Annotated in this window: 17 protein-coding genes; 1 reads left to right on the plus strand and 16 read right to left on the minus strand. The window is 39.1% G+C overall.

Features of this window, described 5'->3' with window-relative positions; translation table 11 throughout:
• Positions 1-18: 18 nt before the first annotated feature.
• Together FR7_RS19810 and FR7_RS19815 are read right to left on the minus strand one after the other, a co-directional pair.
• Positions 19-315, minus strand: coding sequence for a helix-turn-helix domain-containing protein (locus FR7_RS19810; protein WP_007932362.1), 297 nt, complete (start codon positions 313-315; stop codon positions 19-21).
• Between the two features lie 72 nt (positions 316-387).
• Positions 388-1,044: a hypothetical protein gene (locus FR7_RS19815; protein ID WP_007932365.1), complete on the minus strand. Its 657-nt coding sequence runs from the start codon at positions 1,042-1,044 to the stop codon at positions 388-390.
• Positions 1,045-1,653: 609 nt separating this feature from the next.
• Here FR7_RS19815 and FR7_RS19820 point away from each other — a divergent pair.
• Positions 1,654-3,039 carry a PhoH family protein gene (locus FR7_RS19820; RefSeq protein WP_007932366.1) on the plus strand — a complete coding sequence of 462 codons (1,386 nt, stop codon included), beginning with the start codon at positions 1,654-1,656 and terminating at the stop codon, positions 3,037-3,039.
• 67 nt (positions 3,040-3,106) lie between these two features.
• On the opposite strand, the gene phoU is transcribed toward FR7_RS19820, so the two are convergent.
• The 14 genes from phoU to FR7_RS19890 form a co-directional block, all read right to left on the minus strand.
• Entirely contained in the window at positions 3,107-3,766 is a 660-nt protein-coding gene (gene phoU / locus FR7_RS19825; protein WP_007932367.1) for a phosphate signaling complex protein PhoU, read from the minus strand.
• 13 nt (positions 3,767-3,779) lie between these two features.
• Positions 3,780-4,535, minus strand: coding sequence for a phosphate ABC transporter ATP-binding protein PstB (gene pstB, locus FR7_RS19830; RefSeq protein ID WP_007932368.1), 756 nt, complete (start codon positions 4,533-4,535; stop codon positions 3,780-3,782).
• A 113-nt stretch (positions 4,536-4,648) separates the two neighbouring features.
• Positions 4,649-5,344 carry a response regulator gene (locus FR7_RS19835; RefSeq protein WP_007932370.1) on the minus strand — a complete coding sequence of 232 codons (696 nt, stop codon included), beginning with the start codon at positions 5,342-5,344 and terminating at the stop codon, positions 4,649-4,651.
• 63 nt (positions 5,345-5,407) lie between these two features.
• Complete coding sequence (locus FR7_RS19840) at positions 5,408-5,683, minus strand: HU family DNA-binding protein (protein ID WP_017531241.1); 276 nt, start codon at positions 5,681-5,683, stop codon at positions 5,408-5,410.
• Positions 5,684-5,787: 104 nt separating this feature from the next.
• Positions 5,788-7,245 (minus strand): bifunctional methyltransferase/pyrophosphohydrolase YabN, encoded by a 1,458-nt coding sequence (gene yabN / locus FR7_RS19845; protein WP_007932373.1) that lies wholly within the window; start codon positions 7,243-7,245, stop codon positions 5,788-5,790.
• A gap of 38 nt (positions 7,246-7,283) precedes the next feature.
• Positions 7,284-8,885: a putative polysaccharide biosynthesis protein gene (locus FR7_RS19850; protein WP_007932375.1), complete on the minus strand. Its 1,602-nt coding sequence runs from the start codon at positions 8,883-8,885 to the stop codon at positions 7,284-7,286.
• Positions 8,886-9,050: 165 nt separating this feature from the next.
• A complete protein-coding gene (gene spoVT / locus FR7_RS19855) occupies positions 9,051-9,620 on the minus strand; it encodes a stage V sporulation protein T (protein WP_007932376.1) in 570 nt (189 codons plus the stop codon).
• Positions 9,621-9,790: 170 nt separating this feature from the next.
• Entirely contained in the window at positions 9,791-13,060 is a 3,270-nt protein-coding gene (mfd, locus tag FR7_RS19860) for a transcription-repair coupling factor (RefSeq protein ID WP_007932378.1), read from the minus strand.
• 165 nt (positions 13,061-13,225) lie between these two features.
• A complete protein-coding gene (locus tag FR7_RS19865; protein WP_007932380.1) occupies positions 13,226-13,465 on the minus strand; it encodes an anti-sigma-F factor Fin in 240 nt (79 codons plus the stop codon).
• Between the two features lie 55 nt (positions 13,466-13,520).
• A complete protein-coding gene (locus FR7_RS19870; protein ID WP_007932381.1) occupies positions 13,521-13,913 on the minus strand; it encodes a hypothetical protein in 393 nt (130 codons plus the stop codon).
• Positions 13,914-14,123: 210 nt separating this feature from the next.
• Entirely contained in the window at positions 14,124-14,828 is a 705-nt protein-coding gene (locus FR7_RS19875) for an HAD family hydrolase (RefSeq protein ID WP_007932383.1), read from the minus strand.
• A 69-nt stretch (positions 14,829-14,897) separates the two neighbouring features.
• Positions 14,898-15,764: a cyclic di-GMP-binding domain-containing protein, MshE-related gene (locus tag FR7_RS19880; protein ID WP_007932385.1), complete on the minus strand. Its 867-nt coding sequence runs from the start codon at positions 15,762-15,764 to the stop codon at positions 14,898-14,900.
• A complete protein-coding gene (locus FR7_RS19885) occupies positions 15,765-16,139 on the minus strand; it encodes a response regulator (RefSeq protein WP_007932387.1) in 375 nt (124 codons plus the stop codon). It lies immediately after the preceding gene.
• An 87-nt stretch (positions 16,140-16,226) separates the two neighbouring features.
• On the minus strand, positions 16,227-17,213 hold the full coding sequence (locus FR7_RS19890; RefSeq protein ID WP_007932390.1) for an HD-GYP domain-containing protein: 987 nt from the start codon (positions 17,211-17,213) through the stop codon (positions 16,227-16,229).
• Positions 17,214-17,559 lie beyond the last annotated feature (346 nt).

Raw genomic sequence — 17,559 nt, forward strand, 5'->3', positions numbered from 1 at the left:
TTATTTTTTTATCAGGTATTAAACACCTTGCTTTGGTCGCTGTAGAAAATCTTCAATTGCCCACCCTGGAACTATCCATCGTTTTATCCCTGCTTTGACTGCCTTTAATTGACCTGATTTTATTAGACTCATCAAAGTATTACGACCTAATTTCAATATCTTGCAGGTTTCAGAAATTGTATTAACTGACTGCCATGATACTTTTTCTTCAGAGATAGCGACCAATGGTACGAGTTGTCCTTGATCGCCTAATGTATATCTTTGTTCCTTACCCACTTCGTTCTTTAAAATGAATATTGGTTTTGAATTTTTCATATAAATTCCTCCTATAATTTTTTAACATGGAAATCAATTTTCCATTTCAAAACATTTTTTACGCCACTGCATTTAGCTATGGCGTATTGTCTGCTTGAGCACTGCTAATAACGGCGAAAAATCAAAATCGCATTTCATTACTTCGCAACCTAATTCCATAAGAAATTCTGGACTTGAGGATACAATTTTCATAATCTCAATAAATTCCATGACTTTAGAATTTCTTAAGTGATTAACCATATTATTTATTCTTAAATATCTCCCCCAATTTTCACCAAGATTATCGTGTTTGAATATAACACTATCAATTTCCTCTACTTCCATTAACCATACGTTCCACGAACTAGCAAGTATAGAGCTTTTACCTTCTGCTCTTTCCTTTTCAAAAAGCTTTAACGATAAATCTTCATCACTTAATTTGATATTATCTTTAACAAAAAGAGCATATTCTCTCGCAATTGCAATAGCCTCAAAAGTATAATTACAAGCAGTTCCGTTATGTCTCATGTTATAGGCGGCGTAAACCTCCGCTATTGTATCTTTCGGGTACTGTGTTAAGTATCCTATCCCTCTACCTTGCCCCTTTCGTAGTGGAGTAGGAATTAAATTCATTTTTTCGTAATTAAACAACGTACGTTTAGTTATTTTTATACCGTAATCTTTTAATATACGTATTACTTGATCTGGCGTCATCTCATCTGTGGGAGTAATCTTATTTTCATCGCCCAAATATATCCCTTCCCCTTTAACATGGAAAATTTATTTTTCTATGTTATTATAACATCTTTATAGTTATATTGACAAGCGTTTTTGTTTATTATTTTTTCACTATGCTTTCCTACTTTCTAATTCTATTTTTTATGTCTTCAAAAAGCTAATTGCGGTAATGTTTGAGGTATTTTAATAAAATAAATACTGAATCTCAATTAAGAAATTCAGTATTTATACGGCTCTATGTCGCATCATCATGTTTTTATATTTGTTAAGGGATTGTTAAGTAATTGTTAAGTCTAGTACCTTGACAAAGTTATATTTTTGTTTATCTTGAGGATCTTTTTCCGCCCAGCTTCGTTGTCGTCACCTTACAGATAGCCGATATGCGCGGCTCCTTCGCCTCGCAGGACAAAAAAATCTCCCCAATCTAACCTCAAATTTAACTCGGTCAAGGTACTAACCTGCCAAAAATTACTTGGTGTAACAATATCCTGTTCTTTCTACTTAGAATATCCAACTTCGGAGCATTCTACATATAAAATATCGTTACATATTAACTCAATCTTCTTGCTGCTGCATATACTAAAAATATAAGAAGCAATTCTTAAGTAGAGGAGGATTACATTGAATAAATGTTACGTTATTGATACTAATGTTCTCCTACATTCCCCTAACGCAATATTTACGTTCAACGAGCACACTGTAATCATTCCCGAAGTAGTTCTAGAAGAACTGGATCGTTTCAAATCGGAAAGCAGCGAACGAGGCGCCAATAGCCGTCAAGTCAGCCGCATTATTGACAACCTACGAGCTACAGGCAATTTGCTTAAGGGAGTCCCCTTGAATGATCAAGGCGGCATCTTACGAATTGAAACCAACCATCTGGATACTAAAATTCCTGCTAATTGGTCAGGAAGCAAACCTGATAACCGTATTCTGCAAGTATGCAAAGGGTTATCCGAAAGTAATCATTACCCGATTTTAGTCAGCCGCGATACCAATATGCGTGTAAAAGCAACCATTCTTACGATTCACGCTGAAGATTTCCGTAATGAAAAGGTAGCTAGTATCGAGGAGCAATATACTGGTCGAGGCATCATTTATACCACCTCAGAAGTTATTAATCGCTTTCATGAAAATGTTTTAAATACCATTGATCCTATTTTTTTATTCACCTATGATGAAAATGCTCATGTATTGATAAACACACCTTTAGAAACCAACCAATTTTTTCTGATTCGTTCAACAGATAATGACCGTCATACAGCTTTAGGTCGCTTTGACGGCGAAAAAATCATCCATCTGCGTTATCAGCATCACAATCCCTTTGGTGTCGTCCCCCGTAATATCGGTCAGATTTTCATGCAAGAATGTCTTATGATGAGCGCCAGTGAAGCCCCTTTAGTCATTATTAAAGGTCCTGCCGGTACAGCTAAAACCTTCTATTCCTTAGCTGTAGGCTTACATCAGCACTTTGAGTGCCGTCCCAGGGATTATAATCACATACTTATTTGTCGTCCTAACGTCCCTATGGATGAAGATATTGGTTTTCTTCCTGGATCAGAAGTCGATAAAGTAAGTCCTTTTATGAGAGGTATCAGAGATAATCTGTTTACCCTGATGAATGGAAATACACTCGATGACAGTAAAGATCTAATGCAAGCGGAAGATACAATTCAATTACTATTTGACAAGCATACGATTCAAACAGAAGCACTCGCCTTTCAGCGAGGTCGATCCTTACAAAAATACTGGGTCATCTTTGATGAAATGCAAAATGCTACACCTCGCCAAGCCAAAGGAGTGATCACTCGTCCGGGATTAGGTACCAAGATCATTCTTCTTGGTGATCCCGCCCAAATTGACCATCCATACTTAGACAGCCAATCCAATGGTTTGGTGTATGCCAGCGAGAAAATGCGAGGATCCAAGCTTTGTTTCCAAGTAACGCTGCAGCATGATGAATGCGAGCGATCGCCACTAGCTGCTGAAGCTGCCATTAGATTATAAACCTTTTAAATCATTCCTTTTTTGAAGTATACATCCTCTAAATAAAACAAACTGCCGATTTGGCAGTTTATTTTTTGCGCATTCGCTGTCCTGTTTCTAAGTAAATAACCCATTCTCCAATATTGGTAGCATGGTCAGCGACTCGCTCTAAATAGCGTGCTACAAATAATAACTGAGTTGCCTGTGTAATATTACGGGGATCTTCCATCATATACGTTAAGAGTTCACGAAAGGTTTGATGATAAATATCATCTACTTCATCATCTGCTGTACATACATTTTCTGCTAAAGCAATATCAAGGTTGATATAAGCAGCCAGGGAATCTCTTAACATTTTTTGTGCCATTGCAGACATCCTTGGGATATCCACCAACGGTTTAATCAGCGGCTGCTCTGCAATGCCTAATGCAATTTTAGCAATATCAAAAGCATGGTCTCCCACTCGTTCTAAGTCTGTCGTGATTTTAAGTCCTGTACCGATAATTCGCAAGTCCCTTGCTAAGGGCTGCTGCCTGGCAATGAGTACCATACATTTGTCCTCAATACTGCTTTCCATGGCGTCAATGTAGTCATCACCAGCCATTACATGCTTAGCCATCTCTATATCCTGGGTCGTTAACGAAGCTACAGCCTGGCCAATGGCCAGTTCAACACGGGTGCCCATTTCTAAAATATCATTGCGCAACTCTTCTAACTCTTGATTATAATTTTGCCTGGTAACCGTCATGCTCTCGCCTCCATTATCCGAATCGTCCAGTAATATAGTCTTCCGTACGTTTATCCTGGGGTCTTGTAAATATGACATCCGTTTGATCATGTTCCACTAGATCACCATTCAAAAAGAATGCTGTATAATCAGATACTCTAGCAGCTTGCTGCATGTTGTGAGTAACCATAACAATCGTATATCTCTGTTTTAAGTCCGAAAGCAGTTCTTCAATCTTCATAGTTGATATAGGATCTAGGGCTGAACAGGGTTCATCCATTAACAGCACTTCCGGCTCGATTGCCAATAATCTTGCAATACATAAACGTTGCTGCTGTCCGCCTGACATGCCCATGGCTGAGCTTTGGAGACGATCTCGTACTTCTTCCCAAAGAGCTGCCCCTTTCAGACTCTTTTCCACCAGTTCATCCAGCCGTGCTTTTTTAGTGATGCCATGAATGCGGGGGCCATATGCAATATTATCATAAATCGACATGGGAAACGGATTCGGTCTTTGAAAAACCATCCCCACTCTTTTCCTTAGCAGCACTACATCTGTGTCTGGATGATAAATATTAACTCCATCTAACAGGACTTCGCCTTCTATTTTTACATTAGCAATTAAATCATTCATACGATTTAATGTCTTGATAAATGTGGACTTACCACAGCCTGAAGGTCCAATCAAGGCCAACAAACTGTTTTCTTCCACACCAAGAGAAATCTTCTTTAATGCCAATGCATCTCCATAGTATAGTTTTAACTTATTCACATGAATCTTATAATCCATAGATGTCCTCCTGCCACTTAGGGCGATTCTTCATATATCGAAATCCAGTCATCAGATATATATTGATATAGAAAATATACCACAAAATGCAGGTATTTATTATTATGTTTTTGTTAAATTTCGCTGAAGCGGTAGCCGACTCCCCGAACTGTCTCAATTGCTTCTGCCACTTTCGGCTCAGCTGCCATTTTTGCTCTGAGATGACGGACATGTACATCCACTGTACGAGTATCACCAAAATATTCATAACCCCATACCTTCTCCAGCAATTGCTCACGTGTATAGGCTCTGCCTACATTTGTAATAAATAATTTCAATAACTCATATTCCTTAGGAGTAAGTTCTAACTTCTCTTGATCCAAATATGCCGTATAACTGGAAAAATTCAATCGCAGTTTTCCAACAACTAACTCGCCATCGTGCTGTATACTATCTTTATGACTTCGCCTCAGCACCGCTTTTACGCGAGCCATAAGTTCCCGAGGACTAAAAGGCTTAGTCATATAATCATCTGCACCTAACTCTAAGCCCACAATTTTATCCACTTCTTCATTTTTGGCTGTCAGCATAATAATGGGAATCGCCGCAGTTTCCTGCTGCCCTTTTAATTTGCGACATACCTCTATACCATCAATACCGGGTATCATTAAATCCAGTATAATCAAATCAGGCTTATTGGTCCTAACCAACTGCAATGCCTCATGACCATTCTCTGCCTTAAGAACGTGATAACCTGTTTTTTGCAGGTTAAATTCAATTAGTTCTACAATTGAAGGCTCATCATCAACTACCAATATGTTGCTTATCATATACTTCACTTCCTTAAAATAAAAACCAGGTTATATTAACCTGGTTTCTATTTATAATTAAATTTATTTATTTACTACGTCTTTTAAGCCTTTACCAGCTTTGAAAACTGGGTTTTTAGATGCTGGAATTGTAATTTCAGCGCCTGTTTGTGGGTTACGGCCTTTTCTTTCTTCACGTGTTTTTACTTCAAAAGTACCAAACCCAATGATTTGGACTTTATCTTGTTGTGCCAAAGCTTCCTCAACACTAACAAATAAAGCATTGATTGCTTTCTCAGCATCCTTCTTAGTCAAACCCGCTTTTTCTGCAACACTTGCAATTAATTCAGTTTTATTCACAAAAATAGCCTCCTTATGAAAAATCGTTACGAATAGCTTATTCGCTATCATTTTTTTTATTCCTGTCTAGATTTTAAAAAAATACTAAAAATATCCCAATTTCTTTATATTTTGTTACTTTTCGCCTCTTCCCAGAAGAAATCGAGCTGTTTTAGTGACATATTTTCCCATTTTAGCATTTTTTTCTTCATCATATTTTCAATGTACAGAAATCTACGGCGAAACTTGTTATTTGTACTATTTAAGGCAACTTCACTATCAATTTTTAAAAATCTTGCCAAATTTACAATTGAAAATAATACATCTCCCAACTCCGCTTCCATGTTAGCAGCTTGTCCCTGGGAACAGGCTTCTTTCAGTTCATTTAATTCTTCATATATCTTGTCCCATACAGGCTCAATCCTATCCCAGTCAAATCCGACTTTAGCAGCTTTCGCTTGCAGTTTGTAAGCTCTCATGAGACTGGGCAGTCCCTTCGGTATGCCATCGAGCACAGACGGTCTCTCATTGCCGTGCTCCTGCTTTTTTATCGCATCCCAGTTTAGTACTACCTCGCCTGCGTCTCGGACGCTTGTATCACCAAATACATGAGGATGACGACGTATCATTTTCTCTGTAATGCCGTCAATTACCTGCTGCATGGTAAATACCTTTGCTTCTTCTGCAATGCGGGCATGAAATACAATCTGTAATAGCAAATCTCCTAGCTCTTCACATAATAATTCTCCTTCTTGTAAATCAATGGCTTCTAGGACTTCATAAACCTCCTCCACAATATACCTTCTAAGACTGGAGTGGGTTTGCTCAATATCCCATACACATCCCTCATTCGAGCGAAGCTTAGCCATCACATCGAGTATAGGATTTAAGGAAAATCGATTCACTGCAGTACTGCGTCGCGGCACATACACACTGGTGAGATGATCAATCTCCTGCACTCTGTCCAATTCGAACAAAGGTACTGCTAACAACTGTTCATCTGGTAATCCCAAATTTTTCACAACGATCACTTCATAGTCATCGGGGTAATATTCCATCAGCACCAGTTTAGCCTCTGAAGCAACGTAATGATTGTAGACTTGTGTTACCACTAAAGCAGTCATTAACTCTGGAGGCATGGCTGCTAAATCAGCAGCATCCAGTACCGTAATACCTTCAATGGGATCTATGGCAAGTCTTGTATATAAGACTTCCAGAAAACTCATCCCAGGCAAAATCCTAACGGCAATCCCCTGTTCACCTGCCAATTGTCGAATTAGCATCACTGTTTTCTCTGCTACAAGAGGGCTGCCTGGTACAGCATATACTACTTTTTTTCCCAGTGCAGCCTGACGTAAACATTCATGAGCGATCGTCTCGTAAACTTCCTCAAATGACGTCTTCTCCTCATAAACATAGTCATAACTGGTAAATGCAATACCACGTTCCATCATTGCTGTTACAGTTGGATGCTTTGCAGTACGCAAAAGCAATTTTTCTGCAGTCTTTAATAATTCTAATGTCTCCACGGTGATGAGACCAAAAGAACCAGGTCCTAATCCTACAATTGTAATTTCTCCCACATTATCGCCTCATATTCATAATTAAAGTAAAAATTTTATTATTTTCGTAATATACCTATCTTAGCTAATAAACGAGCTAGTTTGCTACCTATTTTAGGTAGTTTTTCGATATCCTCCTGCTCGATACCTCCTAATAGTAAAAGAATAATACTGTATACTATAGCACCTATACAAACAGAAGCCAAGGTTGCCATTGTATTATGCAAGGTTTTTGCCATCACCGCATCATAGGTTAACAAAACCACAGCGCCCATGATAATGGCAGCTGCAACCGTCTTTAATGTATCTTTGATATTGATGCTAAATCCTACATAGCGATATACAAAATACATATTCAAAAGAGCAGCCAAGGCAAAATCAACATTTGTCGCCCAAGCAGCGCCTTTTATGCCAAAAGAAGGTATCGCAGTTAATGTCCAGCTCATAACAATTTTTACAGCAGCAGAGATGGTCATATTAATTAGAGGAATCGCTGTATACCCTAATCCCTGCAATACTCCCGTTGTAATCTGATGCATCCCCAGCATAATGACACCACCTGATAATATGGCGATTGGTACTCCAGCATTGGGCGTACCATACAGCATTTGCGATATCGGCGTAGCCAGCAGACACATCCCGACAAAACTGGGTATGGTAATTAAATTGGCAAATCGCATGGCCATAGCTGTGCGCTGATAGATTCGCTTGTGATCCTTGAGCGTAAAGGCTTCTGATATGGCAGGTACCAAGCTAGATGCCAATGATCCCGTCAAAATAGTGGGGACATTGATAAGTGCTATTGCCATGCCCGTCAGGTATCCAAACAATTCCGTTGCCTGACCTACCGTATAGCCGGCAGCTTCTAACCGTGCCGGTACAATTAACAAGTCAATGCTGGACACGATTGGCAGCATAACATTTGCCAGTGACACAGGCAGGGCCAATTTTACAATCCGCGAAATAATTTTCCCGCTTGCTTCTTGTTTTATAATCGGCTGCATAGCTATTTTTGCTTTTAATATGGTACTATGCCGCCAATAATAATACATTAATACCAATAAGCCGGCTAAGGCACCAGGTCCTGCACCAAAACTGGCACCAGCAGCTGCATATTCAAGACCAATGGGTAATAGGTAAAAAGCTAAAAATACCATGGTTACGACTCGAATCAGCTGTTCAAAAATTTGCGATACAGCTGTAGGTGTCATCATCTGCATTCCTTGAAAATAACCACGATAACTCGATAAAATCGTAACGAAGAAGATTGCCGGAGCCAAAGCAGCAATCGCATAATACGCACGAGGATCACGTACAAATTGATTTTCAACCAGCCATCCAGCACCAAAATATAATAGAAATGTAAAAACAATTCCCGTTATCGTTAATAAGCCTAATGAAATGCGAAATACCCGATTTGCACCGCGAAAGTCAGATAAGGCCACTTTCTCAGCAACAATAATAGAAATAGCCACCGGAATACCGGCAGATGAAATACTCAAGGCTAATAAATAAATTGGATATGCCATCTGGTATAATCCAATTCCTTCGCCCCCTAATAAACGGGAAAGAAGGATGCGGTTTACCGAACCAATTATTTTTACCACAACACCAGCAAGGGTTAAAATGAATGCCCCTTTTAAAAATGTATCTTTACTCACGTAATTTCTTCCTCCTAAAGCATTCCTATTACTACTTATTCAGAAGATGAACATTATATTATCCCAAAATATAATTACTGCTAATACTTCTTTTTTACAGCACTCTATTTTTGTTATAGCAAAAAAGTAGCGAATCTGTGTCCGCTACTTTTTACAACTTTCATATTATGTGGCCATTTGTTTTGCTAAAAATCCTGCAGCAGTCTCTGCTAGTTTCACTTCCATTTCACTCATCTGCACTCCTTGCTGCTTCGTGCAAATCACCACTGCACCAATGGAAGTCCCCTCTACAATAATCGGTGCAATAACTTCAGCAGTGAATTTCGATACCTCTTCTTCTTCACCAGAGTCAATTATCGAACCCTTAGAGCCTTTGGCTTCTGCAAGATTGTTCAATAAAACCGCTTTACGATCTTCCATAACTTTTTCCAGAGCTGATCCTAACGGTTTATTCATAAACTCCTTCTTTGAAGAACCAGCGACAGCAACTATCGTATCTCTGTCCGCTATTAAGATGATATGGCCGACTGCTTCATATAACGAATCGGCATATTCCTTTGCAAAATCACCTAGTTCGCTTACTGGAGAATATTTCTTTAAGATCACTTCCCCTTCTCGATCAACATATATCTCCAATGGATCACCTTCGCGAATCCTAAGTGTTCGCCTAATTTCTTTAGGTATTACAACTCTGCCTAAGTCATCAATTCTTCTTACAATTCCAGTGGCTTTCACCAGTATCCCCCCTTTTCTACAGTTTTTGACATCTGATTTCAGTGATAGTATATATCTTACGAGACATTTTTATTCACATACATGATGCCTAAAAATTTCTAAAAACAGGTATATAATACAAAAATATCATTTGCATGCAGGGATCTTAGGATTACCTTCTCTTTAACTTCTTAACAAAGCAAAGTTGTAAACACTTTGACTAGCCAATTCAGTAATTTATCATTGCTAATTTGTACGGTCTTGAGTCGAATACCTTCAGGATAAATCATAACACGAGCAGGAAATGCTTCTTTCAATGCCATGATCTGCTCAGGTTTTACATTTGGTTTATCAATAAATGCTACTTCTATATAATTGGGCTGCTGAATGACAGAACGAATACCAATGGCCCTGGAGAAATTTTTAATTTTCACTACTTCGAGCAAATTTAATACACAACCAGGCGGTTCCCCAAAACGATCAATTAATTCATCCACAAGATCGGAAATGTGTTTTTCATTTCTGCAGGCGGCAATCCGCTGGTATATTTCAATTTTATGCATGGCGTCACTAATATAGTCGCCACTTATATAGGCATCTACATTAAATTCCAGCACAGGTTCCACAGGCGCTTCTAACGTCCGCCCTGTCTTTAACTGCTGCACAGCTTCATCCAGTAAACGGCAGTACATTTCAAAACCTACACTTACAATATGTCCATGCTGCTGGGATCCTAACAAATTACCAGCTCCCCTGATTTCCAAATCACGCATAGCAATTTTAAAACCAGCCCCTAATTCTGCAAATTCTTTTATTGCCTGCAGCCGCTTTTCTGCAACCTCCGTCAGTACTTTATCCTGGCGGTAGGTAAAATAAGCAAAAGCCATACGATGGGATCGTCCTACCCGCCCTCGCATTTGATATAACTGAGACAAACCAAAATGATCAGCATCGTATACAATAATCGTATTCGCATTCGGCACATCAAGGCCGTTTTCAATGATACTTGTACATAATAATACATCATCAGTACCTTCATAAAAATCAAGCATAGCTTGTTCTAACATTTCTTCCGGCATTTGTCCATGAGCTACACGAATTTTAGCATCAGGTAGCATCTCTGCTAAACGGCGGTACATTTTATCTATAGTCTGTACTCGATTATAGACAAAGTATACCTGACCGCCTCGTTTTAATTCCCGCTTAATTGCATCACGCATCACTTCTTCATTGTATTCTACTACATAGCTTTGGACGGGGAATCGTTCTTCTGGCGGAGTCTCAATAATACTCATATCTCTTGCACCGACTAATGACATATGCAAGGTACGGGGAATTGGAGTCGCGCTTAATGTCAATACATCAATCCCCGCACTCCATTTTTTTAATTTTTCTTTCTGTTTTACACCAAAGCGCTGTTCTTCATCGACAATCAGCAATCCGATATTTTTAAATATAACATCTGATTGCAAAATACGATGGGTACCAATTAATACATCTACCTGCCCACTGACCAATGCCTCTATAGTCCCTCGCTGCTCTCTTGCATTCCTGAAGCGGCTGATTACATCTACGACTGGACCAAAGCCGGCAAAGCGGGCACTAATCGTCTGATAATGCTGCTGAGCTAACACAGTCGTCGGTACAAGTATCGCAACTTGTTTACCACCCATGACGGCTTTATACGCAGCACGAATGGCCACCTCTGTTTTGCCAAATCCCACATCACCGCATAATAAACGATCCATAGGCTGGCTTTTTTCCATGTCACTCTTAATTTCGATAATAGCACTGAGCTGATCAGGTGTTTCCTCATAAGGAAAGGCATCCTCAAACTCTTTTTGCCAAGGCGTATCAGGATCAAAGGCAAAACCGGATGCAACCTTCCTTTGTGCATAGATCTCCAATAATTCTTTCGCCATGTCTGCGACTGCTTTTTCTGCTTTCCCCTTGGCCTTTAACCAATCGCTGCCACCCATTTTATTTAAACGAGGTGCATCGCCTTCAGAGCCAATATACTTTTGCAGTAAATGTACCTGATCCGTGGGAACATAGAGTTTATCTTCCCCCGCATAACGAATATGCAGATAATCCTTATGTACATTTCCTACAATCAGAGTTTCTACTCCTACATATTTGCCAATCCCATGATTGATATGAACGACATAATCGCCAATCTTAATGTCACGAAAATAAGCAATTTGTTGACCTTTCCCTACTCTGGGACGAGGTTTTTTCTTCTGGCGGCCCATAATATCTTTTTCTGCAATTACTAAAAGATGGGCTTGAGGCAGTTCAAAGCCTGCTGAGAGTAGTCCAACCGTTATTAATACAGTACCTTCGGTCAAAGTATGGATGACATCAGAAAAAACGGCAGAAAGACCTTCCTCCGCCAAGGTATGCTGCAGCGATACGGCCTTTTCCTGATTAGACATAAAAATAATAGGGTAAGACTTATGCTCCTGGCAATTTTTTAATTCCGCAATCAGCATATCCATTTGACGATGAAAAGGCACAATGCCTTTGGCTGTAATACTAATAATTTCATCAGGCTGGGTATAAGGAATCTTTTGCAGCATTAAGGAAAGATATAACACATTGTAATGCCCTGCCACCGATACTATATCTGACCACGTAAAAGTGCTTTTCTTAATCTCTGGATTTTCTTTTACCAGTTTCCCCATCTGTTCGCGGATACGAGCAGTCTCGTCAAACACAATGGTTGAAATTGCTGGTAAATACGATAAAAACACCGTTGGAGTTCCACTTTTTTCAATCTCAGATAGGGGAAGAATATCCACTTGCTCTACGGCGTGCATCGATCGCTGTGAGGCAAGATCAAACTCCCGCAGGGAATCCACCTCATCACCAAATAACTCTAAACGAATCGGTACTTTACTGCTGATGGGGAAAATATCAACAATACCGCCTCTGGCACTAAACTGACCAAGCCCCTCCACTTGATCCACCCGTTCGTAGCCAAAACGTACCAGCGACTCTAGCAAATCTTCACGTATCATCTCTGATCCGTTACTAATTGTAATGCGATTATTTTCAAAGTGTTCCCGGGGCAGTACTCTTTGCATTGCTGCCTCAGGCGTGGCTAAGACGATTATATTTTCCCCTCGGATCAGCCGCCCCAAAACATCCATACGCTGAGCTGCCAACTCAACACCTTTTGCAACCGCTGTAAATGTAATAATATCTAAAGCCGGCAGTTCGAGAACAAGAGTATTGGGAAGCAGCGTGGCAAAATCTGCGCGCAGCTGTTCTACCGACTCATGATTACCAGTAACAATCACAGTAGGCTTAGGAGCAGACTGATATGCCGCTGCTAATAACGCGCTTTTTTGCACACCTGTTACGCCATAGATTTGGCTTTGACTCGCAGTCAATTGGGAAACGGCAATAACCCGCTTCATTCCAGGATCTTGTTTCATAATTTCAAATAATTTGTTCATAGCACCTCTTCCTATTATAAGAAAGCATTTCACACTGTACAATTTTGTGCATAGAAAAACCTTGGAGCCCTAAAGTGAAAAGGTAAAAAGGGGCTTTAGCTGTTGCTAAAGCCCTGCATCATTACTTCATTATACTTCGAACCTTATTGATTTAATCCATTTTTTTTAATGTAAAAAATTGATTTGCTGTTGAACCGCTTTTTTTTCATGAAGTCCCAAAGTCTCTATACACTGATCGCACAAGGAATGAACATGCATGGTATTTTCTTTCGTATCAACTTTTATTATATCTTGACGCTCTTCAGCCGTCAAGCAATCAAAGCCAAACTTAACTTCATCTACTTGATCTACTTCAATTACATCAATCGCAGCTCCACAATGTGCACAATTATAAAAGATTTTCATAAAAAAGGCTTCCTCCTTTTCGATAATAAGTCTGTCATTAAGAAGAGGTGGTATTTCATTTTTGAGACGACAAACGGATTAAGGTAACATTCCACATTACATGTACACAACTTGCCACGAGTATGGCAATCCAAATACTGCTGCTTATGTATAGTGCTAAAAAAGTCAAACATCCAAATAGACTATGACCGATAATACTGAATAATGCAGCCCATTTACCTCGTTGTCCATCAGCGGTATTATACCAGTCATAACCTGCTTCTAACATTCCAAATACCACGTGAGTCACGATAATATCTGCAGCAAGATAATAAGAGCAAAGGCTCTTTGTTACTTCTTCTACTACTGGACTATAGCTAATAACCGCTTTCATTCCTACATATTTCAATAATATCTTATTTAATAAAAAGCTCAGCGCCGCCATGAGACAACCAATTACATAAGCCATCTTTACCTCGTTAGGTACAAACGTAATGAGCCTATTATTGCCACGATAAAAAGAATTTATTCAAAATTAAAAGCTTTTGAACCGCGAAGATATGTGTTTACGTTCTCCTTAAAAGACTTTTCTATGCTTAAAAGATAGGCGGATAAAAATGTAGCATTTTTATCCGCCTATCTATTGAAATACATATTACAAGACAGGAACATTCAATTTCTAGCTGTTTTTTCGCAGCCAATCAATTGCTTCTTCTGCCCGGAATCCATTAATTCCCTGCTTAAATAACACATCTGCCATGAGAAAGCTGTTGTCAAAAGGCTCCTCCATCATGTAAGGCAATGCCATACAATACATAGAAGCACTTTTCGCAGCCTCCACCCCATGTACTGAATCCTCCATTACCAAGCAATTTTCAAAGGGTACGCCCAGTCGTTTGGCAGCTTCCCAAAATACATCCGGCGCAGGTTTTCCTTTTGCCACTTCATCTGCCGATAGAATTACATCAAAATATTCTGTCAGATTCGTAATGGCTAAAATTATGTCAATGATTTCTGGAGATGAACCGGAAGCAATGGCTAAAGGATAGTTTTTTTCTTTTAGAAATTGTAAAAACCGATACATCTCAGGAAAAACAATCGTATTTTCTTTGGCAATCTCAAGGTAATATTGATTCTTTTTGGTTACTAACATATCGATCGACTCATTCAGCCCATATATCCCTTTGACATCTTCCATCATTTCTCGTGTTCCAATACCAACATATTTCCTTTTCATTTCCTCACTCAATGCTGGTATCCCATATTCCCTCAATAACACATTATCTGCTTTGGAGTAATTAGGCTCACTGTCCACTAACGTTCCATCCAGATCAAAAATAACCGCTTTCACCTTGTGCTTTAAAACCTCACTATTTTTCTTCATCTTGTCACTCCTCTCTGCTCTAGGAAAGTATTCGCACTGATCGTATATTTTCCTCTATAAGAAAAGTGATTATGCTCCGGCCATCACTAGATTGATCCTGCCAAAGTCAGTATCAATCGCCACTGCATAATTCGATTTCCCCCTAAAAGCAGCACCTCTCGTAACTCGTTGAGGATGTAAATCAAGATCGAGTCCCATATTGGAAAGATTAATGCAAAAAAGACCATTAGTAACATTTAAAAATTCTCCTGCACTATCAATGGCCAGCTCATCCATTTCACAAATTTTTTCTCCACTATACCGGCATGCTATTTCCAATAATACGCTCTCTTCGGCAGTAAAACTGCTATGCAAAATGATGTCTCCCGTCATGCTTTGTGAAACAAACCATTGATTCGCATCATGTTCATAAGCAATTGCTGCCAGCAAAGGACTGGTATCTAAAAAGCGGACCATAGCCCGAAGAAAAAGTGATATGTAGTCATAATACAATTCTACATTCTCATCATTTTGAGGGATTTTTAATTGAGTCCGAATTTGTTCCTTAAGATAGGATGCATCGGGCTGTTTGTCTAGGCTGCCTTCTGCTTTGTACTCTTCTAAAACATTCTCCAGCTGCCCTAACGTCATATAACCTTTATCGACTAATGTCTGGCCAAAATTGAGATGATCATTTTCTTGCGTATCCAGCAAAGTGATCAATTGCTCTTCTGACAAATAGCCTTCATCTAAGGCGATCTCACCAAATCGTTTATCAATCCGCTGTTGCAGCCCGTGAATTTCTTCTACCTGCTCAGCAGTTAGAAAGCCTTGGTTAATGGCCAATACGCCTAATTTCACTTGTACTGCACGTCTATTTTCAAGAGCTTCCTGCACTTGACTTGGTGTTAACAACCCTTTATTTAATATATATTGAGCAAAAAATTGACTAAACATTTAGCTCTCCTTTCGAATGATGTCATTTACCGCTTTCACGATTTGACTACTATTGTATGGTTTCTGAATAAAATCAATTGCACCTAATTTAAGAGCCTCTAGTAAATTGACAGCAGTACCTGTCGAGGAAAGCATAATAACCCTTGCCTCTGGATCTATTTCTTTAATCTTTTTCAATGCATCGATACCATTGGCTTTTGGCATGACAATATCCATAAAAACTCCATCAGGACGAAATCGGCTATATGCTTCGATTACTTCTTGTCCATCTTTAGCTTCAAATACCTGACAGCCTAGTTTCTCTAACTCTTCTCTTAGTTTTTTTCGTAACAACAAAGAATCATCGCTAATTAAAATCTTTAACGGCTTCTGCAAAAAAATCCTCTCCTTATAAAAAAAACTCTGAAAGCATACTAAAAAAATAGAACCATTGAACCGCGAAGACGCGAAGATTTTAGGCTTCTACATTGCTAGGTCATGAAAAATCAACAGTGCATTTGTCCCATCAAGTTTCCCCACATACTCGATTAAGCAAGCCAAGACGTGAGTATCCAATTGCCCCTCCATCTGGAACATCATGATTTTGATTGCTTCTCTTGGTGAAACACCCTTTCGGTAGTAGCGATTGCTAATGAGAGCATCGTATACATCAGCTACGGCAACAATCCTGGCCAGCATACTAATCTCTGTGCCGCTGCGCCCATAAGGATACCCTGATCCATCCATTCTTTCATGATGCTGAATAACAGCATCTAAGACTACATTCGGTACAATGCCGGTCTGTGCCAGCAGTTGATAGCCATAATTCGCATGAAATTTCGCAATATTGAACTCTTCCAAGTTCAATTTATCCGGTTTACTTAACATTTCAAATTTAATTCGAGTTTTTCCAATATCATGCAATAAACCGGCTAAAGTAAGATTCCAGATCTCACTGTCACCATAACCAAGCCAGCGTCCAAGATAACCGGAAAGAAAAGCAACATCTAATGCATGCCTGTAGAGATAATCTTCAGCAGCTCCATCAGTATGTAGTTGTATGAAAGAATCCTTTCGGGACAGACTTGGATATATTCTCATATTGACCAAACTAATAATGGTGTCTAAGGGTATGATTCCCTGATACCTGGCACGTAAGAAAATCCCTTTTAATTCTGTTTCTATTTCAGAATGCACCTGGGCAGCGCTTTGCAAATGGGTTTCAATTGATGCGTTATCAGTTAAAGATACCACAATATCAGAAATCATTCTTTCAATCTCAGCAAGATTAAATTCAACCTCGGCTTGTTGGATCACATCGGCACCCTTCACATTCCAATCTCTTAAACACGATAGTAAATACTCATTCATCACGGTCCCCTGACCAAGAACCATATTACCATCCGGACTTACCAGTACTTGATTAAGAGTCATTCCAAGCTTGATTTCTGAACGATGTAAATAACTCAAAAGAATTCTCCTCCTAACACAATCGTCTTACCAATGACTGACAGGATTCACTTATATGACTCTCGAAATAAAACAATTTTTATATCGGTAATTAAAAGATAACACAAAAATTAACGTTAACTATTATTTTCAAGTTAACATTTTATTAATTTTATCAGTAAAACTTTATGCTCTTTCTACTATACAAAAATGTTGTATAGTATTTCGTCATTGGGACAGATTCAAGCAATTTTTTAGCAAGCAGGGGATTGTGTCCTATGCTCGCAATGACAAACTGCTGCTTAATGATACATGCTCTACGAAAAAAGAACCCGCAATATTCACAGGTTCTTAATTGTTACATTTT

It is taken from the genome of Pelosinus fermentans DSM 17108 (assembly GCF_000271485.2).
Classification (GTDB): Bacteria; Bacillota; Negativicutes; order DSM-13327; family DSM-13327; genus Pelosinus; species Pelosinus fermentans.

What these genes read in the sequence shown, in the direction of transcription:
- FR7_RS19810 (WP_007932362.1), bottom strand. Translation starts at nt 315, where the DNA reads ATGAAAAATTCAAAACCAATATTCATTTTAAAGAACGAAGTGGGTAAG.
- phoU (WP_007932367.1), bottom strand. Translation starts at nt 3,766, where the DNA reads ATGACGGTTACCAGGCAAAATTATAATCAAGAGTTAGAAGAGTTGCGC.
- pstB (WP_007932368.1), bottom strand. Translation starts at nt 4,535, where the DNA reads ATGGATTATAAGATTCATGTGAATAAGTTAAAACTATACTATGGAGAT.
- FR7_RS19835 (WP_007932370.1), bottom strand. Translation starts at nt 5,344, where the DNA reads ATGATAAGCAACATATTGGTAGTTGATGATGAGCCTTCAATTGTAGAA.
- mfd (WP_007932378.1), bottom strand. Translation starts at nt 13,060, where the DNA reads ATGAACAAATTATTTGAAATTATGAAACAAGATCCTGGAATGAAGCGG.
- FR7_RS19865 (WP_007932380.1), bottom strand. Translation starts at nt 13,465, where the DNA reads ATGAAAATCTTTTATAATTGTGCACATTGTGGAGCTGCGATTGATGTA.
- FR7_RS19870 (WP_007932381.1), bottom strand. Translation starts at nt 13,913, where the DNA reads ATGGCTTATGTAATTGGTTGTCTCATGGCGGCGCTGAGCTTTTTATTA.
- FR7_RS19875 (WP_007932383.1), bottom strand. Translation starts at nt 14,828, where the DNA reads ATGAAGAAAAATAGTGAGGTTTTAAAGCACAAGGTGAAAGCGGTTATT.
- FR7_RS19880 (WP_007932385.1), bottom strand. Translation starts at nt 15,764, where the DNA reads ATGTTTAGTCAATTTTTTGCTCAATATATATTAAATAAAGGGTTGTTA.